The organism is Kineosporia sp. R_H_3 (assembly GCF_002198675.1).
Taxonomy (GTDB): Bacteria; Actinomycetota; Actinomycetes; order Actinomycetales; family Kineosporiaceae; genus R-H-3.
This window is the reverse complement of sequence record NZ_MWLL01000160.1, coordinates 59037-77171: the sequence shown is the minus strand read 5'-3', so window position 1 is coordinate 77171 and position 18135 is coordinate 59037. Positions and strand designations below refer to the sequence as shown.

The 18135-nt window shown below is 75.5% G+C and carries 17 protein-coding genes; 4 read left to right on the top strand and 13 right to left on the bottom strand.

The window, feature by feature from the left end; genetic code table 11:
• The first annotated feature begins 4 nt into the window (after nt 1–4).
• Genes ECOMGDLI_RS16985 through ECOMGDLI_RS16975 form a run of 3 tightly spaced genes read left to right on the top strand, consistent with a single transcriptional unit; the run spans nt 5 to nt 3445 of the window.
• A complete protein-coding gene (locus tag ECOMGDLI_RS16985; RefSeq protein WP_088318041.1) occupies nt 5–544 on the top strand; it encodes a hypothetical protein in 540 nt (179 codons plus the stop codon).
• A complete protein-coding gene (locus ECOMGDLI_RS16980) occupies nt 541–1944 on the top strand; it encodes a glycosyltransferase family 4 protein (protein WP_088318040.1) in 1404 nt (467 codons plus the stop codon). The genes ECOMGDLI_RS16985 and ECOMGDLI_RS16980 overlap by 4 nt, the downstream gene beginning before the upstream one ends.
• A 1-nt stretch (nt 1945) precedes the next feature.
• A complete protein-coding gene (locus ECOMGDLI_RS16975; RefSeq protein ID WP_088318039.1) occupies nt 1946–3445 on the top strand; it encodes a glycosyltransferase in 1500 nt (499 codons plus the stop codon).
• Between the two features lie 42 nt (nt 3446–3487).
• On the opposite strand, the gene ECOMGDLI_RS16970 is transcribed toward ECOMGDLI_RS16975, so the two are convergent.
• The 10 genes from ECOMGDLI_RS16970 to ECOMGDLI_RS16925 form a co-directional block, all read right to left on the bottom strand.
• Nucleotides 3488–4540 carry a Gfo/Idh/MocA family protein gene (locus ECOMGDLI_RS16970; protein ID WP_088318038.1) on the bottom strand — a complete coding sequence of 351 codons (1053 nt, stop codon included), beginning with the start codon at nt 4538–4540 and terminating at the stop codon, nt 3488–3490.
• The gene (locus ECOMGDLI_RS16965; RefSeq protein WP_088318063.1) at nt 4540–5625 is read right to left on the bottom strand and encodes a DegT/DnrJ/EryC1/StrS aminotransferase family protein; all 1086 of its coding nucleotides are present in this window, start codon (nt 5623–5625) and stop codon (nt 4540–4542) included. Before ECOMGDLI_RS16965 ends, ECOMGDLI_RS16970 begins: the two co-directional genes overlap by 1 nt.
• Before the next feature lie 44 nt (nt 5626–5669).
• Entirely contained in the window at nt 5670–6812 is a 1143-nt protein-coding gene (locus ECOMGDLI_RS16960) for a glycosyltransferase (protein WP_088318037.1), read from the bottom strand.
• A 227-nt stretch (nt 6813–7039) separates the two neighbouring features.
• Nucleotides 7040–7867, bottom strand: a complete 828-nt coding sequence (locus tag ECOMGDLI_RS16955; RefSeq protein WP_198954936.1) for an ABC transporter ATP-binding protein — start codon at nt 7865–7867, stop codon at nt 7040–7042.
• The gene (locus ECOMGDLI_RS16950; protein ID WP_088318036.1) at nt 7845–8672 is read right to left on the bottom strand and encodes an ABC transporter permease; all 828 of its coding nucleotides are present in this window, start codon (nt 8670–8672) and stop codon (nt 7845–7847) included. Before ECOMGDLI_RS16950 ends, ECOMGDLI_RS16955 begins: the two co-directional genes overlap by 23 nt.
• Nucleotides 8669–10264, bottom strand: a complete 1596-nt coding sequence (locus ECOMGDLI_RS16945) for a glycosyltransferase (protein WP_088318035.1) — start codon at nt 10262–10264, stop codon at nt 8669–8671. The genes ECOMGDLI_RS16950 and ECOMGDLI_RS16945 overlap by 4 nt, the downstream gene beginning before the upstream one ends.
• Nucleotides 10261–11463, bottom strand: a complete 1203-nt coding sequence (locus tag ECOMGDLI_RS16940) for a glycosyltransferase (protein ID WP_198954935.1) — start codon at nt 11461–11463, stop codon at nt 10261–10263. Before ECOMGDLI_RS16940 ends, ECOMGDLI_RS16945 begins: the two co-directional genes overlap by 4 nt.
• Before the next feature lie 174 nt (nt 11464–11637).
• Nucleotides 11638–11988 (bottom strand): thioesterase family protein, encoded by a 351-nt coding sequence (locus ECOMGDLI_RS16935; protein WP_088318033.1) that lies wholly within the window; start codon nt 11986–11988, stop codon nt 11638–11640.
• A 56-nt stretch (nt 11989–12044) separates the two neighbouring features.
• Complete coding sequence (locus ECOMGDLI_RS16930) at nt 12045–12455, bottom strand: DUF2510 domain-containing protein (protein WP_158221036.1); 411 nt, start codon at nt 12453–12455, stop codon at nt 12045–12047.
• A gap of 11 nt (nt 12456–12466) precedes the next feature.
• Nucleotides 12467–13786, bottom strand: coding sequence for an MFS transporter (locus tag ECOMGDLI_RS16925; protein ID WP_088318031.1), 1320 nt, complete (start codon nt 13784–13786; stop codon nt 12467–12469).
• A 250-nt stretch (nt 13787–14036) separates the two neighbouring features.
• Between ECOMGDLI_RS16925 and ECOMGDLI_RS16920 the strand changes: the two genes are divergently transcribed.
• A complete protein-coding gene (locus ECOMGDLI_RS16920; protein WP_088318030.1) occupies nt 14037–14249 on the top strand; it encodes a BldC family transcriptional regulator in 213 nt (70 codons plus the stop codon).
• Nucleotides 14250–14321: 72 nt separating this feature from the next.
• Here the strand turns inward: ECOMGDLI_RS16920 and ECOMGDLI_RS16915 are convergent, their stop codons facing one another.
• From ECOMGDLI_RS16915 to ECOMGDLI_RS16905, 3 genes are all read right to left on the bottom strand, one after another.
• The gene (locus ECOMGDLI_RS16915) at nt 14322–16505 is read right to left on the bottom strand and encodes a PP2C family protein-serine/threonine phosphatase (protein WP_088318029.1); all 2184 of its coding nucleotides are present in this window, start codon (nt 16503–16505) and stop codon (nt 14322–14324) included.
• A gap of 130 nt (nt 16506–16635) precedes the next feature.
• Nucleotides 16636–17313 (bottom strand): carbonic anhydrase, encoded by a 678-nt coding sequence (locus ECOMGDLI_RS16910; protein ID WP_088318028.1) that lies wholly within the window; start codon nt 17311–17313, stop codon nt 16636–16638.
• 50 nt (nt 17314–17363) lie between these two features.
• Nucleotides 17364–17876: a TrmH family RNA methyltransferase gene (locus ECOMGDLI_RS16905; RefSeq protein WP_088318027.1), complete on the bottom strand. Its 513-nt coding sequence runs from the start codon at nt 17874–17876 to the stop codon at nt 17364–17366.
• Between the last annotated feature and the right edge of the window lie 259 nt (nt 17877–18135).

Sequence of the window (18135 nt, the reverse complement as noted above, 5' to 3'; positions counted from 1 at the left end):
TCGGGTGACGCCCCGACCCGTCCGCGTCGTCCTCGTCGGGGTCGTCGCACCGACCCGCACGGCGCTGGAGATCCCGGTGGCGGCGCTCGTCGCCCGCGGCGCCGAGGTCCGGGCCCTGCTGCACACGCTCCCCGAGGCCCGGGTCCTCGAGGGCCTGGGCCTGCACGGGCACCGCCGCCTCGTCCTCACCCGGTCCTCCCGCGCGGAGCAGACCCGCCTGCCGGTCCGCCGCGTCCTCGACGCCGTGTCGTACCGGGTGCTGCGGCTGCTCGACCGGCGCTCGTCGACGGGCGTGCGGGCCTTCCGGGCGGCCCGGCGGGATCCCCGGTCCCGCGCGATCCTGCGTGACGCGGACGTCCTCGTCGCGCTGGACCGGGTCGCGGTCTACCCGGTGTGGCGCCTCGCGCGGGTCCGCCGGACGCCTGCGTTCTACGGGGTCCCGGCGGCCCTGCGCCACCTCGACACAGCAGCGCCGGCAGGCCCGCTCGCGGCCGGGGCACGCCGCACGACAGGCCGTGAGGCCGGGCAGGGAGTCTCGGGATGAGCGAGCAGCAGGACGGCGTCGTCGTCCTCATGATGGTCGACAACTCGATCGACGGGGACGGGCGGGTGCAGAAGGCGGCCCGCGCCATGGCGGACGCGGGGCACCGGGTCACCCTGCTGGGCAAGGCCGTCGGCCCCGGCGACGAGCGGCCGCTCGGCGCCGCCACGGTCCGACGCGTGCCCGTGCGGTTCACCAGGGAGCAGGCGCAGCGGCGCGCCCTGGACCGGTACCGGCGCATCGCCCGCCGGCTGTCCCGCGCCGCCGGGGCCCTGCGCGGCCGCGCGGCCGGTGACACGCCGCCCGGCACCGGTGCGCGGGCACCGCGCGCGCTCGACGACACGGTGCTGGACGCCGCCCGCGCGCGGTTCTGGCGCGCCCTGCGCGGGGACCGCTGCTGGGCGCGGCTCGAGCCCCGGCTGCTCGACTACGAGCGCGCGTACTGGCCGGTCGTCGACCGGATCCGGCCGCAGATCCTCCACGCGCACGACTACCGGATGCTCGGGGTGGCCGTGCGGTCGGCCCGCCGGCTGCGCGCCAAGGGGGTGGACGTCCGGGTCGTCTTCGACTCCCACGAGTTCCTCCCCGGGGTCGGCGGCCCGACGCTGCGCTGGCGGATCGCCTACGAGGCCTACGAGTCCGCGCACATCCACGAGGCCGACGCCGTCGTCGCCGTCTCCCCCGAGATGGCCGAGCGGATCGCCGGGCACCACCGCCTCCCGGTGCTGCCGAGCGTCGTCATGAACGCCCCGCCCGCGAGCGGCTCCGCGTCCGGCTCGGGCGACGTGCGCAGCACCCTCGGCCTCGCCGACGACGTGCCGTTGCTCGTCTACATCGGCGTCAGCGCGGCCAAGCGCGGGCTGCTGCCGACGGTCGAGGCCCTCGCCGAGCTGCCCGGGGTGCACCTGGCCCTCCTGACGCGCCGGAACGACTACGTGGACCTGCTGGAGAAGACCGCGGCCGGCCTCGGCGTGGCGGACCGGCTCCACGTGCTCGGCTACGTGCCGGTCGAGGACGTCGTCCCGTTCGTGAGCACCGCGTCCGTCGGCGTCCAGTCGATGGTCCACGTGGAGAACTACGACGTGACGATCGCGACGAAGTACTTCGACTACGCCCGGGCCAGGCTCCCCGTCGTCCAGAGCGACGTCCGGGCGATGGCCGCACTGACCCGCGGGCTCGGGAACGGGGAGGTCTTCGTCGCCGAGGACCGGGACTCCTTCGTGGCGGCGACCCGCACGGTGCTCGCGGACCTGCCGCGCTACCGGGCGGCCTACGACCGGCCCGGCCTGCTCGACGACTGGACCTGGGAGCGGCAGTCCGAGGTCCTCGCCGAGGTGTACCGCCGGGTCCTCGCGACGCGACCCGGGACCCCGGTCCAGCCGGTCCCCACGATCGGTCGGTGACGTGACCTCCTCGCCCGGGGCGGAAGCGCTGCGCGCCCTGCGGCGGCGGGCGGGCGGCGCCCGGCGGGCGCTGACCCGTGCCGTCGGTCTGCGCCCCGGCGCCGGCGGCTCGCGGGCGGAGGCGGTCCTCGCGGCCCTCGACGCCGGCCTGCTGCCGCCCGGCCCGGACGACGTCACCGCGGCGGTCGCCGCCTGCGCCGCGGAGGCCGACGCCGCGCTCGCCCGGTCCGGGCCGGCCTCGGCGGCCGAACCGCTCGCGCGGGCCGCCGCGATCGCCTTCCACCGGACGCTGCACTTCGACGGGACCTCCTCGCCGCTCGTCGACTCCTCCAATGCCTTCATGCAACCGTTGCTCGACAGCACCGCCTGGGTGCGGGCGACCCGGCCGCGGCCGCGGCGCCGGCAGCCGCCCGCCGCCGTCCCGACGGACCGGCCGCACCGGCTGCTCCTGGTGACGCTCAAGAACTGGAAGTTCCTCGAACCGGTCGCGGCGCACTACACGGGCCGCCCCGGCGTCGAGGTGCGCCGGCTCGACCTCGCCGACCTGCCGGGCCTGCCGCTCTCACCGCTGCAGCAGCTGCGCCTGCGGCTGAGCGGTCCCGACGACGCCCGGTCGCTGCCCTGGGCGCGGCCGCTCGCGGAGGCCGTCGACGGTGCCGACACGGTCTTCCTCGACTGGCTGCAGCGCGGCGCCGTCCTCCTGACCGCCCTGGACCCGGGTCGGGCACGGGTCGTCGTACGGCTGCACAGCTTCGAGACGTTCACCGTGTTCCCGCACCTCGTCGGGTACGACCGGGTCGACGACCTCGTCGTCGTCGGCCCGCACCTGGGCCGGCTGCTCGACCACCTCGTGCCGGACGCCGCCGCCCCGCGCCGCCACGTCCTGGCGAACCTGGTCGACCTGCACCGGTTCGACCGCCCGAAGCCGGACGACGCCCGCTTCACGCTCGCCGTCGTCGGCTACGGCGTCGTCGCGAAGGACCCGCTGTGGGCGGTCGAGACGCTCGCCCTCCTGCGCCGGCAGGACCCGCGCTACCGGCTGCTCCTCGTCGGGGACGACCTCGACCCGGCCGGTCCCGCCGGCGCGGCCGGCTACCGGCAGCGGCTCGAGGAGCGGCTCGCCGCACCCGACGTCGCCGGTGCGGTGGAGCGGGTGCCGTTCACGCCCGACGTGCCGGACCTGCTGCGCCGGGTCGGTGTCGTCGTCTCCTCGAGCGTGCGCGAGTCGTTCCACCTCGGCCTCGTCGAGGGGGTGGCGTCCGGTGCGGTGCCCGTCGTCCGGGACTGGCCGCTGTTCGCCGCCGTCGGCGGCCCGCACGACCTCTTCCCGTCGGACTGGGTCACCCCGGAGCCGGCGGCGGCCGCCGCCCGGGTGCTCGCGTGCACCGCGGACGTCGCCACGTGGCGCGCCGCGGGGGCCGCGGCCGCCGGGTGGGTCCGCGACCGGTACGACGCCCGGACGACGCAGCCCCGCTACGACGACCTCCTGCTGGGTCGGTAGCGGGGCCGGTCGCGGCAGCGGCGTCCGTCCGTCCGGGTGCGGTCAGACGGCGAGCGCCGGTGCCACCGCGGGACCGGGGACCGGCCCTGCGAGCAGCGGGCCGTCCGCCCCGAGCGCGGACGGCCGGCCGGTGAGCGCCGACTCGAGGCAGGCCTCGGCGACGGCCACGGTCGTGAGGCCCTGGCGCAGCGTGACGACGTCCGCGCCGAGGCCCAGGACGGCGTCCCGGAAGGCCTCGTGCTCGGTCCGCAGCGGCTCGGGCTTGGGGATCGCGTAGCGGACCATGTCGCCCTCGGCGACGCCGCGGAACGTCGCGAGGTCGTCCCACTGGGTCGGGATGACGCCGTTGGCGTGGAAGGTCAGGTCGGCCGTGAGGGTGTCCGCGACGAACGCGCCGCGCTCCCCGGTGACGACCGTGACCCGCTCCTTGAGCGGGGACAGCCAGTTCACGAGGTGGCTGGTCACCGCACCGTTCTCGAGCTGGCCGACGACGGCGACGAGGTCCTCGTGGGCGCGGCCGCTCTTGTGCAGCGTCCGGGCCGCGACCGAGGTGAACCGGGAGCGGGTCACCCAGGCGGTGAGGTCGATGTCGTGCGTCGCGAGGTCCTTGACGACGCCGACGTCGGAGATCCGGGCCGGGAACGGGCCCTGCCGGCGGGTGACGACCTGGTAGACGTCGCCGAGCTCACCGGCCTCGAGCCGGCGCCGCAGGCTCTGCAGCGCGGGGTTGAACCGCTCGATGTGCCCGACCGCGCCGACGAGCCCGCGGGACTCGAACGCCTCGACGATCCGCAGGCCGGACGCGACGTCCGGGGCGAGCGGCTTCTCGACGAGGACGTGGACGCCGGCCTCGGCGAGGACGAGTGCGGTCTCCTCGTGGAAGGCCGTCGGGACGGCGACGACGCAGTAGTCCACCCCGGCGTCGATGATCCCTTGGACGCCGGCGTGGAGCGGGACTCCCGTCGCGGCCTGGTGCGGGTCGCCGCCGGGGTCCGCGACGGCGACGAGCTCGACGCCGTCCAGCGAGCGGAGCACGCGGGCGTGGTGACGCCCCATCATCCCGAGGCCGACGAGCCCGGCACGCAGCGCGGCCATCAGGCACCCGCCCCGGCGACGGCGTTCACGGCGGAGACGACCTGCTCGAGCTCGGCCTCTGTGAGCCCCGGATGGACGGGCAGCGAGACCACCTCGCGCGCGGCCCTCTCGGTGACGGGCAGGTCGAGGTCGAGCCCGAACGACGCGAGCCGGTGCACCGGCACCGGGTAGTAGACGCCGCTGCCGACACCGTGCTCGGCGAGGGCCGCGACGAACGCGTCGCGGTCGCCCGGGACCCGGACGGTGTACTGGTGGTAGACGTGCGTCGCGCCGTCGACGACGGTCGGGGTGACGACACCGTGCAGGTTGTCGTCGAGGAACGCGGCGTTCTTCTGGCGGCGCTCCGTCCACTCCGGGAGCCGGCCGAGCTGGACCCGGCCGATCGCGGCGTGCAGGTCGGTCATCCGGCAGTTGAAGCCGACGACCTCGTTCTCGTAGCGGCGCTCCATGCCCTGGTTGCGCAGCAGCCGCACGGCACGGGCCAGGTCCTCGTCCGCGGCCGACACCATGCCGCCCTCGCCGGCCGTCATGTTCTTCGTCGGGTAGAGGCTGAACATCCCGAAGCGGCCGAAGGAGCCGACGGGGCTGCCCCGCCAGGTCGCGCCGTGCGCCTGGGCGGCGTCCTCGAAGAGCGCGAGGCCGTGCCGCTGCGCGACGGCGCCGAGCGCCGTCATGTCGGCCGGGTGGCCGTAGAGGTGCACCGGCATGATGCCGACGGTGCGCGGCGTGACCGCGGCCTCGGCAGCGGCCGGGTCGAGGCAGTACGTCACCGGGTCGATGTCGGCGAAGACCGGGGTGGCCCCGGTGAGCGCGACGGCGTTCGCGGTGGCCGCGAACGTGAACGACGGGACGACGACCTCGTCGCCGGGGCCGACGCCGGCGGCGAGCAGCCCGAGGTGCAGGCCGGCGGTCCCCGAACCGACGGCGACGCAACGGCGCCCGGCGACGAGCGCCTCGGCGAACTCGGTCTCGAAGGCGGCGACCTCCGGGCCCTGCGCGATCATCCCGCTGCGCAGGACACGGTCGACGGCCGCCCGCTCCTCCTCACCGAGGAGGGGCTTGCCGACCGGGATCATCGGGGACATCGGGGATGTGGTCCTTTCGGTTCGTTGCTGCAGAGGTGTTCGGGTCAGGAGCGACGGCCGAGGGCCGCCACCCGCCCGGCGAGGTCGGCGTAGTGGTCGGTGCCGTCGCCGAGGGTGCGGGCGAAGGCGCGCGCCGCCTCCCGCAGCCGCTGCGGCTCGGCGGGGTCCGCCGTCCACCGGCGGAGCACGGCGGCCGCCTCGGCGGCGTCGGCGACGACGACCCCGGCACCGCTGCGCGCGACGATCTCGACCATCCGTGGGCGGGGGGTGACGATGACCGGCAGCCCGGAGCACAGGTACTCGTAGACCTTGCTCGGCAGGGCGTCCCGGAAGGCGGGGGTGTCGTCCAGCAGGCACAGGCCGGCCCACGCGTCGGCCACGGGCTGCCAGGCCTCGCGCGGCGGGCGGCGGCCGTGCCAGCGCACCCGGCCGGCCGCGGAGGACGTCGCGCGCCAGGCCTCGAGGCGGTCGTGGTCCTCGCGGGCGACCGGCCCGACGACGTCGAGGGCCCAGCCGGGCGCCTGCTCGACGGCCTCGAGCATCGTGTGCAGCCCGCGGCTCGCCCGGACGTCCCCGACGTACACCAGGCGCGGGGACGCGGCCATCGGCGCCGGGTGCGGCAGGTGGAGGGCGGTGGGCAGGTTGCGGACGACGACGCGCCGGCCGGCACCGTCGCGCGCGTCGGGGACGTGCAGCGGCGGCACGTGGTCGTCGGCGACGACGACGAGGTCGGCGCGACCGGCGGCCCGCACGACGAGGCCGACGCCGAGCCGGACGAGGCGGCCGAGACCGCCTGCGGCCCAGGCCCGGTCGCGCAGGAGCGCGGCGTAGTCCTCGTGGAGGTCGACGACGAGCCGGCGGCCGGTGAGCCGGGCCCGGACGAGGGCGGGCAGGACGAGCTCGGGGTCGACGACGAGCAGCACCCGTCCGCCGGCGCGCCACGGCAGCACAGTCGCGTGGAGCAGCCGCCGGACCAGCCCGCGCGGGCGGTCCCAGGTGCGTACGTGCACGCCGTGCGGGGCGTCCCCGGCGGACCCGAGCCCGAGCACCTCGACGCGCAGGCCGCGGGCGAGGGCGCCGCCCACCTCGCGGTGCAGCCGGGCGTCCGCGACGTCGTGCCCCGAGGTGACCAGGGAGAGGTCCGGGACCAGGGCCCGCGGGCGCGGCCGCGCGAGGGCTGCGTTCATGACCGACCCCGGACTGGACATGGCCTCCGCCTCGTGCGCGGGCCTGGCGCCCGCGACGTGCCCCAGTCGACCAGAGCCAGGCGCTGCGCAGACGGACCGAAGGTGAGCAGGAGTCGAACACGTTGTGGCGCAACGCTCTCCGCCGACCGGAGGTCTCCCGTGAGAGATCGTCCGTTCACCTGACGGTCAGCGCCTGTCCGACCGGGGCCGTCGTGGACCGGCCTGGCTCAGACGTCCTCCTGCGTCACGGCGGTGGCGCCGACCTTGAGGAAGCGCCGGTACGCCGACACGACCTTCGCCGGGTCGCCGCGCTCGACGAGGGCTCCCTTGTCGATCCACATCGCCTCGGTGCACAGCTGCGTGATCGTGCTCAGGCCGTGGCTCACGAGGAAGATCGTCCGGGCCTGGGCGCAGAGCTCCTGCATGCGGGCGAACGACTTCTCCTTGAACCGGGCGTCGCCGGTCGACAGCGCCTCGTCGACGATGAGGATGTCGGGCTCCATGTGGACGGCGACGGAGAAGGCGAGCCGCGCGTACATCCCCGAGGAGTACGTGAGCATGGGCATGTCCATGAAGTCCTCGCCGAGCTCGGCGAAGTCCGCGATCTCGGCGTACCGGCGGGCGATCTCCTCCCGGTCGAGGCCCGCCGCGAGCCCGCCGAGGGTGACGTTCTGCCGGCCGGTGAGCTTGGCGTTGAAGCCGACGCCCAGGGCCAGCAGCGTGCTGACCCGGCCGTGGACCTCGATCCGGCCCTGCGTCGGCGGCAGGATGCCGGCGAGCGCCCGCATCAGGGTCGACTTGCCGGCCCCGTTCGCCCCGACGACGCCGACGACCTGCCCCTGCAGGACGTCGAAGCTCACCCCGCGCAGGGCGTGCACCTCGCGGACGACCCGCTCGCCGCGACCGAGCCGGCGCAGCCGGCGGGCGACGGTCGGCCGGCGCTCGAGGCTCGCGCGGTACGTGACGTGGAGGTCCTCGACGCGGACGCTGAGCGGCGCGGGGATCTCGACCGGCGGGACGCCGAGGAAGGCCTCAGAGGCGGACAGCGAACTCACGCTCCCGGGACAGCAGCGCCCAGGCGCCGACGAGGAGGGCCACGACGGCCCAGGCCGCACCGGCGCCGAGCATCCACGCCTGCGGGGCGCGGCCCTCGACCACGGCTTCGGACCAGGAGCCGAGCAGCGGGAACAGCGGGTTGGCCCACCGCAGGAACGCGAGGCTTCCGCGCACCTGCTCGGGCAGCCAGAGCACGGGGCTGAGGTAGAGCCAGACCCGCATCGTGTACGGCAGGAACGACTTCGTGTCGCGGAAGTAGAGGTTCACCGTCGCCAGGAGCATCGCCAGGCCGGTCGCGAAGACGAGCACGAGCACGAGCGGCACGATCCCCCAGAGCATCTGCCACCTGACGGGCTGCCCGGTCACGACGTGCACGACGGCGTAGATCCCCAGCGAGGGCAGGAACCGCATGAAGCTCACGAGGACGACGGAGATCGGCAGCAGCATCTTCGGGAACGCCGTGTTGAGGATGAGCCGGCTGCTCGACAGGATCGACATCGCGCCGCCGACGACCGCGCTGGAGAAGAAGTAGAAGACGAACAGGCCGGCCATGATGTGCGCCAGCCGCGCGCCGCCGCCGGGCTTGCCGGACAGGATCGACGTGAGGACGTAGTAGACGAACGCCAGCAGCAGCGGGTTGAGCACGAGCCACAGCTGGCCGAGCCCGGTGCCGGTGTTCTCGGTGCGGATCTCGGTGCGCGCGAGCTCGAGGGCGAACTGCCGGCGTGCCCAGAGCTCGCGGGCGTACGGCCCCAGGCGGGGCAGCCCGCCCCGGAACGGCGTGTAGACCTGGACGTCGCTCATCGGGCACCCGCCCGGACCACGAGGTCGTCACGGACCCGTTGCGGTGCAGGGGTCCCCGCGGCCGCGAGGACGTCGGCGTAGACGTCGAGGAGGACGGCCTCCTGCTCGTGCCAGGACCACGACCGCAGCACGTCGGCGTGCCGGTCGTACGCGGCGCGGTAACGCCGCGGGTCGGCCGTCACCGCCGCGACGGCGCGCACGAGGTCCGCGACGTCCTCGGCGACGAAGACCTCTCCGTTGCCGAGCGCCCTCGTCGTGGTGCCCATCGTGTCGGTGTCGCTGGAGATGATCGGCAGGCCCGCGTGGGCGTACTCGAAGTACTTGGTGATGAGCGCGATCTCGTGGTTGGGGACGTGGTGGATCGGGATCAGGCCGGCGGTGGCGCTGCGCAGGAACGGCACGACGTCCTGCGGCGCCACGTAGGGCAGTACGTGCACGCGGTCCGCGACCCCGGCCTGCCGGGCGCGAGCGGTGATCTCCTCGGCCCTGGCGGGGTGCGCGATGACGAGCGCGAGGTGCACCGGCGGCAGGTGGACGAGGGCGTCGACGACCGTGTCGATGCCGCGCTGCGGGGCGGCGCTGCCGCTGTACACGAGGAGCGGGACGTCGTCCGCCAGCCCGCAGGCCGCCCGGAGCCCGCCGTCCGGCGCGGGCGCGTCCGGCTCGAACCGCGGGGCGTTGAGGACGACCCTCGGCCGGTCGACCAGCCGGTAGCGCTCCTGGAGCATCTCGGCGAGCCGGTCGGACACGGTGATGACCGCGTCGGCCCGGCCGATGTACTCGGCCTCGTGGCCGGTGTTGGCGGCCCGCCAGCGCGGGGTCTTCGACGCGACACCGGCGACCCACTCGTGGACGTCGTAGACCACCGGCACCCGGCGGCCGAGGGCCGCCGCCCGGGCAGCCGCCCGGGCAGCGACGCCGCACATCCGGAAGTCGTTGGCGTGCAGCAGGTCCGGCGCCAGCTCGTCGAGGACCGGGCCGAACCCGAGCTCGACGTCGAGCAGCACCGGGTCGAGCGCGCGCCAGGCGCCCGGGCCGCGCAGCGCCGTCCGCAGCCTCGTCCCCGCCCGCAGCACGAGGCCGTCGTCCCGCTTGACCCGCTCGCTCAGCGCGCGGAACCCGAGCTGCCGGAACCGGTGCAGCAACCACCCGGCCCGCAGCGGCACGGTCTCGGCCTTGAGCGCGAGGTCCTTGGCCCGCCCGCGCCAGCCGGCGATCTCCCCGCTCTGGCGCAGGATGAGCTTGCGGGCCCGCAGGTCGGCGGTGAGGGCCTTGAGCCGCAGGCCCCGGCGGGCGTTGTGGTCGACCGACGGGTACGCGAACGGGTACCGCCACCGGCCCCGCGGGACGCGGCGGGCGAGCCCCAGGAGCTGGAAGGGGGCCTCGATCCGGCGCACCTCGACGGTGACGTCCCCGCTGCCGATCGTGAACGTGTCGGCGGCGCCGGGTGCCCGCCCGACGAGGACGACCCGGTACCCGGCCGAGGCCGCGGCCAGGGCGCACTTCTGCACGCGCGAGTCACCGACGACGTGGTTGTCGACGATCACGGCGAGCAGCGGTGCGGGGCGGGTCGTCGGGTCGTTGTCGGTCATGGGACGCGGCTCCTGGTGAGGTGGTTCGGTCCGGTCCGCAGACCGGCGTAGACGTCGAGGAGCATCCGCTCGTCGGCCGGCCAGGTGAGCGAGGCCGCTGCGACCCGGACGGCGGCCGCGTACCGGTCGTAGCCCGCGAGCACGTCGGCGACGGCCGCCACGAGGGAGGCGGGGTCGCCGGGGCGGTACAGGGCCCCGAGCCGGTACCCGCGCACGAGCGTCGCGAGCTCGCCGACGTCCGTGGCGACCACGGGCACGCCGGCGGCGACGGCCTGGAACAGCTTGTTGGGCATGGCGAGCCGGTGGTTCGGCCACCGGTCGGAGTGCGTCACGAGGGCGATCCCGGCCCCGCGCAGCAGCCACGAGACCTCGTCCGCGGGGACGGCGTCGAGCACCCGGGCGGCGCCGGGGTCGAAGTCCCGCAGCCACGTCTCGTCCGCCGGCCCGACGATGTCGACCGGCAGCGGGAGGTCCCGGCTGGCCGCGGCGACCACCTCGAGCTCGCGGTAGGGCGCCAGCCGCCCGGCGTAGAGCAGCCCGGCCGGGACGAGCGGCGCCGTCGGCGGCGGCAGGGCCGCGAAGGTGTTGCGGACGACGCGGACGTCGTGCCAGCCGTAGGCCCCCTCGAGGGCCTCGGCGACCCCCTCCCCGACGGTCACCACGGCGTCGGCCCGGCCGCCGAGACGGGCCTCGGTGCGCCGTCCGCGGGCGTCGCGCAGCGGCGTCGGCCGGCCGACGACGGGCCGGCCGAACCACAGCTCGTGGCTGTCGTAGACGAGCGGCACGCCGTGCTCACGGGCGAGCCGGTCGCCGAGCGCGAGGGTGTTGAAGTCGTGCGCGTGGACGACGTCGAACGTGCGGTCCCTGGCGTCGGCGTTGGCCTCACGGGCCCAGCGGCCGAAGGCACGGGCACGGTGCTCGGGGAGCAGCAGCCAGCGGGCGGCGCGCCACCAGAGGGGCCGGGCGCGGCGCGCGGTCGTCGTCGGGACCGGGGCGCCGGGGTTCTCCGGGCGTGACGGGCGCGTACGGCGGCCGGCGGTGGAGACCGTGACGCCGTCCGGCGGGGCGAACCCCGGCGGCACCCCGAACCCGACCACGTGGACCGCGTGCCCCGCCCGGACGAGGGAGGTCGCCTCCCGCAGCACCCGGGTGTCGTTCGCGACGGGGGTCGCGACGAGCATGAGGACGCGCACTCCCACCCTCTCCGCCCGGTCGTCCGCTGCCGACGGCCCGACGGGCCGCGCCGCGACGCTAGGCGGGGGTGGTGAACTGACGGCGGCTCCAGGTGAACACCGGGCCACCGGCGGCCGGACATCGGGCCCCGGTCGGCGGCCCGCTCCGGCGGCCGGTGCGGCCCGGGGCGGGCGCGCGGGTCAGTAGCGGACGACGAAACGCTGGTGGGTGCCCTCGGAGACGACCCGGTCGCCGCAGGTGACCCGGGTGACGAACTCGATCCGGCGGCGGTCGACCTCGGTGACCTCGGTGACGATGCGGACGGCCTCGCCGGCGACGACCTTCGCGGAGTGGCTGAAGTTCACGTGCGTGCCGACGGAGGTCTCGTTCTCGTCGAGGTGCGGCTGCACGCTCTCCAGGCAGGTCTCCTCGATGAGGCGGACCATCGTCGGTGTCGAGAGGACCTTCTCCGGCAGGTGCGGGGGCGACATCTCGGGGGTCACCGTGATCGTGGCGTCCCCCGTGATCCCGGCCTGCAGCGACTCCAGCACGTGCGCCTCCTCGTGCGGCGCCGTCGACGGCGCCGTCGGGGCCAGGATGCCAGTCGTCAGAGCCAGGACGCCACGAGCGCGAGCCCGGCGAGGGTGGCGGCCGACCCGACGACCACGGCGAACCAGGCCCGGCCGCGGCCGTGCCCCCGGCCCGCCGCCGACGCCCGCAGCGCGGCGACACCGAGGAGCAGGGCGACCGGTCCGAGGAACCACACGAACACGGCGACGAGGGCGACGTAGCCGGCGACGATCGACTGCCAGGTCCGGCCGGTGGGCAGCAGCCAGTGCACCGGGTCGGCAGGGGTCGCGCCGATCCCCGCCGCTGCCGCCGTGAGCAGTGGCGCGTACCCGCCCGCGACGGGCGGCGCGGGCGAGACGTGCGGCGTCCAGCCGGAGCCGTCGAACCAGCGCACGGCCCCGGGCGCCACCGGGTCGGGGTACCACCCCGGCGAGGGGGCCTGCGGCACGGCGTCCATGGTCAGCCTGTCGGCAGCTCCGGCGCGGACCTGAGGGCGATCCTCGCGAGCTCGCGCCACAGCAGCACGAGGAAGACCGCGGAACCGCCGAACGCGAACCAGAACGGCGCCGTGACACCGAAGCGCTCGCCGAGCGCACCACCCACCGCCGAGCCCGCGACGAGGCCGCCGTAGACGGCGAGGGTGTAGACGCTGTCGACGCGGCCCTGCAGCCGCAGCGGCACGGCCGCCTGCCGCACCGCCGTCGACGTCGTGCCCCAGACGAACGCGTGAGCACCGAAGACGAAGAGGATCGTGCCCGCGACGGCCGCGGACCGGGTCAGTGCCAGCCCGAGATGGGTCAGGGTCTCCAGCACGAGGCCGATGCGCATGACGTCCGCCAGGCTGACGTGCCGGGTGATCCAGCCGTAGAGGCTCGTCCCGAGCAGCCCGCCGGCCGCCGACACCGTCGACAGGATCCCGAAGCCGACGGCGCCGAGCCCGAGCCGTTCGTGGGCGTAGAGGACGAGCACGGCCCAGGCGGCCCCGAAGGTCACGTTGAAGACGAGGATCGTCAGGGCGAGAGTGCGGACGGCGGGATGGCGCCACGTCCACACGAACCCCTCGGCGACGTCGCGCCGGACGCTGCGCCGGCCGTCGGACGCCGACCCCGGGGGCGCCGCCCCGTCCGGACCGCTCTCCGGGCCGCCGTGCGGGCCGCCGTCCGGCTCCTCGCCGCCCGGCCGGACCCGCGGGACGACGACGCGTGCGAGCAACGCGATCGCGGCGGTGAGGAGCACGGCCTCCCCGACGAAGGGCCAGACCCGGCCGGCGGCGAACAGCGCGGCCCCGATCGGGGGACCGGCCAGCTGGTCGAGGGTGATGAAGCCGGTCGTGAGGCGGGCGTTCGCCAGCGACAGGTCCTCGCGGCGCACGAGCATCGGGGTGAGCGTGCGGGCCGCGCTGTCGGCGAAGACCTCGGCCGTGGCGACGAGGGCGAGCGCGCCGAGCACGAGAGGGACGGTCGCGGTGCCGGTCGCGAGCGCCGCGACGAGGCCGGCGAGCACGGCGAGCCGGGCGCAGTTCGCCGCGACGGCCAGCCGGCGGCGGTCGAGCCGGTCGGAGAGCACGCCCGCGCCGAGCCCGAAGAGCAGCGGCGGCGTCCATCGCAGGGTCGCCGCGAGCGCGACGACCGACGGCGAGGCGTCGAGCGAGGCGACGAGCAGCGGTCCGGCAGCGGCCGCGACGCCGTCCCCGAGGTTGCTCGTCCACGACGAGGCGAGCAGCCGCCGGAAGCCCGGCCCGAGCCGGGCCGGGACCAGCACCTCGGTGAGCCGCTCCACGAGGTCTGGACGCTAGGCGCGGCGGCGGCTGCTGTCTTGCACATTTTCGGGTCGGCCGCTGACCGGTGGCGCCAAGGTCAGTTACTCTCTGCTGGGCAGTGATGTACCACCTGTCGCCGAATCTCGACCGTTCGTCCGTTGTGATATACCTTTCACCGCTAAGCACGTTTAGATCACAAATAGGTCATCTAACCTCAAGATACCCAGCCGGACATCGTCGCGACGGCCGGTGGACGAGAGGACCCACGTCATGGCGAGCCAGCAGCAGGACCGACCCCCCGCCCTCCTCACCCCGGCCGAGGTGGCGGCGATGTTCGGTGTCGACCCGAAGACCGTGACCCGCTGGGCCCGTACCGGCCTTCTCCAGCCGGTCCGCACGCTGGGCGGTCACCGCCGCTACCCCGCGGACCAGGTGCACAAGCTGCTCAACCGGATGCCGCAGCAGCGCGGCTCCGCCGAGTGACCCGGCGTCCGCACAGGTGACCAGCACCGGATGAGGACCTGCGGGTGACCGCACCCGGCCCGGTGATGCCCGTCAGCCGACGTGGATCGCCAGCACCGCGGTGTCGTCGTCCGTCGGGTTCTCCGCGAGCAACCGGTCGCACAGCCGCCCGGGCTCTTCCGGCCGGGCGGCCGCGAGGACGTCGCGGACCCGGTCGAGGCCGTGCGTGATGTCCCGGTCCCGCCGCTCGACGAGCCCGTCGGTGTAGGCCAGCAGCAGCGACCCGGTCGGCACCGCAACCGTTGCGGCCGAACGCTTCCACGCCTCGACCCCGAGCAGCAGCCCGTTCGCGGCGTCCAGCGTCTCGACCCGGCCGTCGGGGTGCCGCAGCAGCATCGGTGGGTGCCCGGCACTGGAGTACGCGAGCGTCCACGCGCCGTCGGCCCCGGGTGCCGGCGGCGCGAGCGTGGCGTAGACGAGCGTCGCCATCGGCACCGTGTGCAGGCCCTGCACCATCCGGTCGACGCGCGCGACGACGTCGGCGCAGTCCCGGCCGGCGTCCGCGGCGTCCCAGGCGCACGCGCGGAGCAGCCCGCGCAGGTGCCCCATCGCCGCCGCGGCCGCGAGGTCGTGCCCGACGACGTCGCCGACGCAGACGCCGACGGTCCCGTCGGTGAGCGGGACGACGTCGTAGAAGTCCCCGCCGACCTCGGCGATCTCGGCGCCGGCCCGGTAGCGGCCGACGAACTCCAGCCCGTCGACGACGGGCAGCTCGGGCAGCAGGCTGCGCTGGAGGGTCTCCGCGATGTGGTGCTCGGCCTCGTAGAGCCGGACGTTGTCGAGGCTGAGACCGGCCCGGCGCCCGAGGTCCTCGGCGACGGCCAGCTCGGTGTCGGTGAACGGCTCCCGGCCCTCGCCGCGGGCGAACACCATCGACCCCAGGACCGACCGGCGCCCGGGCAGCGGCACGAACATCACCGACTGCAGGCCGAGGCTCTCGCTGAGCGTGAGCAGCTCGGGGTCGTCGGCGTAGCCGGCCCGCTGCGGGCTCGTGGCGTACCGGTCCACCCGCCACGCGCGGGCCCCCCGGTACTGCTGGAACATCGGCGCCCGGTCGGTGAGGCCGTGCCGGGCGCGCTTCGTCAGCTCGGCGACGTCGTCCTCGCGGCCGTCGCGGTGCCGAGCGACGAGCTCACCGATGCCGCCCGCGTCGTCGAAGGTCGTCACCATGGCCCAGTCCGCCAGGCCGGGGACGGCGAGCGCCAGCAGGTGCTCGAGCGACGTCCGCTCGTCGAGGGTCGACGCGAGCCGGGCGCTCGCACCCGCGAGGAGCGCGAGCTGCTCCTGGGCCCGGACGGCGTCCGCCCGGGCGGCCTGCTCCGCGGCGAGCGCCCTGTCCCGCTCGACGTCCGCCGTGACGCGGGCCGTGACGTCGGACTGGATGCCGACGAAGTGCGTGAGCGTGCCGGAGTCGTCGTGCACGGGGTTGATCGCGACGAGGTTCCAGAAGGCGCTGCCGTCCTTGCGGTAGTTGAGGATCGTCGTCGTGACCGACTGCCCGGTCGTGAGCGCCTCGCGCAGCTGCGCGCGGGCCGCCGGGTCGGTGTCCGGGCCCTGGAGGAAGCGGCAGTTGCGGCCGACGACCTCCTCGGAGGCGTAGCCGGTGACGGTCGTGAAGGCCGGGTTCACCCACAGCAGCGGGTTGTCGGGCGCCTGGGCGTCGGCGATGGTGAACGTGACCCCGGTCGCGACGAGGGCGCGCTCGCGCAGGTGGATCTCGGCCTGCAGGGCCTGCGCCTGGAGCGGGTCGGCGTCGGTCGGGCCCGGCTGCAGCGCGCGGGCGACCTCGGCGGCCTGCTCGCGACGGCGCAGCGGCAGGAGGACCACGAGGCCGAAGCCGGCGAGCCGGTCGCCGCTGAGCGGCAGGCCGACGACCCACAGCGGGGCGCGACGCCGTCCGAGCTTCGACAGCCGGGCGGCGGTGACGGCCTGGCCGGCGACGGGACGGCCGCCGGTGAGGAGCGAGAGCGGGTGGGCCGTGTCGGCGAGCTCCGCGCCGTCGAGGTCCCGCAGGTCGGCGGCGTCTCCCCAGGCGTCGATGCCGGCCGGCAGCCCGACCCCGGGCGCGAGCTGCTCCGCGACGTCGTTGGCGTGGACGACGCTGCGGGACGCGAGCTCGACGAGCAGCACCGCCGCCGGGGCGTCGAGCTCGACCAGAGGGGGACCGTCCGCCGCACCCGCGGGCACCGTCCTCGTGCCGTCGACCGTGCTGCTCACCACGCTCCTCCTGGTCCGGGGCCGCACACCCGTCAATGGTGGCAACGGATCCGGGAGCCAGCAGTTCTAGGTGGCCACCCGCGGGCTGACCAGCGGCGACGTGCCCGACCGCACGTGCGCCGTCCGGCGCTCAGGCGTCGACCCGGCGCCCCTGCCCCGTGGCCGGCAGCGGGACACCGCCGGGCGTGACCACGAGCTCGACGGCGCCGGTCGACAGGTCGTAGACGGCACCGACGACGAGCACGGCGCCGCGCGCCACGGCGGGCGCCACGAGCGGGGCGGCGACGACGGCGGCCACGACGCGCTCGACGTTGTGCCGCACCGCGGCGTCCACGAGGTGCGTGTCGTCCACGCCGTCCCGCCCGGCGTCGACGACGGCGGGGGTGATCGCCTCGACGAGCGTGTCGATGTCCGTGCCGGACGCGCCGGCGTGCCGGGAGACGGCCTGGAACGTCGCCCGGACCGCACCGCACCCGGTGTGCCCCAGCACGACGAGCAGCGGGCAGCCGAGCTGGTCGACGCCGAACTCGAGCGTGCCGAGGATCGCGTGGTCGAGGACGTGACCGGCGGACCGGACGACGAACAGGTCGCCGAGGCCGGCGTCGAAGACGATCTCCGGCGGGACCCGGGAGTCGGCGCAGGAGAAGACGGCCGCGAACGGGTGCTGGCTGCCCCCGAGGAAGGCCCGTCGGGACACGGTCTGGTCGGGGTGCTCGGCCTCGTCGGCCACGAACCGTCGGTTGCCCTCGACGAGCCGCAGGAGCGCCTCGTCCGGGCCGAGGCGGACGCTGTCGTCTCGATCGGGCATTGCCCAACGGTAGCCAAGGAGCGCGGGCCGACCGCGGCCTTCGGTCCCGCTCACACGAGCCCGGCGAGGCGGTACAGCACGAGCGAACCGGCGACGGCGACGTTGAGGCTGTGACCGGTCCCCAGCATGGGGATCTCGACCGCGACGTCGAGCAGGTCGAGCCCGTCCTGAGGGATGCCGGTGCGCTCGTGGCCCAGCACCATCACCGTCCGCTCCCGCGCCGGCGGCAGGTCCGCGAGCCGGACAGCCGGCACGGCGAGCTCGACACCGACCACCCGCGAGCCCGAGAGCCGTTGCGCGGCGAGCCATCCGACCGGGTCGCCGCGCAACCAGTGGACGCAGGACGGCTGCCGCAGCGTGTTCCCCCGGGCGACGGCCTCCTCGACCCACGGGCGCCGCGGGACGACGAGGCAGGCGCCCACCGCGTCGCACGTGCGCAGCAGCGTGCCGAGGTTGGCCCCGTGCAGCGGCCAGAGGGCCGCGGCGAACAGGTGGTCCCAGCAGCCGTGGGCGCGGCCCCGCCGGTACCTGAGCTCCTTGCGGGTGCGGGCCGTGGCCGTCATCGGGACCGGACGGTGTCTCCGTCCCGGGAAGTGGGTCTCTGGAGCGGTGCCGTCATGTGAAGAACGCTTCGCGGTGCGCCCGGACCGTCGACGGGGGTGGGACTTCCAGGATAGGCCCGGAACCCGACGCGCAAGAAGGCGTCTCCCGCGCACAGTGACCACGATCGGCCCCTTGTGCCCCAGGATGGTCCGATCCGTCGGGCACACGCCGCCACCGCTGGCTGCGCCGCGTTAGGCGATCCGCGGTTCTGTTGTCAGC

Bases quoted from the DNA above. Each gene is read 5' to 3' on its own strand.
- ECOMGDLI_RS16980 (WP_088318040.1), top strand. From the start codon at position 541: ATGAGCGAGCAGCAGGACGGCGTCGTCGTCCTCATGATGGTCGACAAC.
- ECOMGDLI_RS16970 (WP_088318038.1), bottom strand. From the start codon at position 4,540: ATGGCCGCGCTGCGTGCCGGGCTCGTCGGCCTCGGGATGATGGGGCGT.
- ECOMGDLI_RS16965 (WP_088318063.1), bottom strand. From the start codon at position 5,625: ATGTCCCCGATGATCCCGGTCGGCAAGCCCCTCCTCGGTGAGGAGGAG.
- ECOMGDLI_RS16960 (WP_088318037.1), bottom strand. From the start codon at position 6,812: ATGAACGCAGCCCTCGCGCGGCCGCGCCCGCGGGCCCTGGTCCCGGAC.
- ECOMGDLI_RS16950 (WP_088318036.1), bottom strand. From the start codon at position 8,672: ATGAGCGACGTCCAGGTCTACACGCCGTTCCGGGGCGGGCTGCCCCGC.
- ECOMGDLI_RS16945 (WP_088318035.1), bottom strand. From the start codon at position 10,264: ATGACCGACAACGACCCGACGACCCGCCCCGCACCGCTGCTCGCCGTG.
- ECOMGDLI_RS16920 (WP_088318030.1), top strand. From the start codon at position 14,037: ATGGCGAGCCAGCAGCAGGACCGACCCCCCGCCCTCCTCACCCCGGCC.
- ECOMGDLI_RS16910 (WP_088318028.1), bottom strand. From the start codon at position 17,313: ATGCCCGATCGAGACGACAGCGTCCGCCTCGGCCCGGACGAGGCGCTC.
- ECOMGDLI_RS16905 (WP_088318027.1), bottom strand. From the start codon at position 17,876: ATGACGGCCACGGCCCGCACCCGCAAGGAGCTCAGGTACCGGCGGGGC.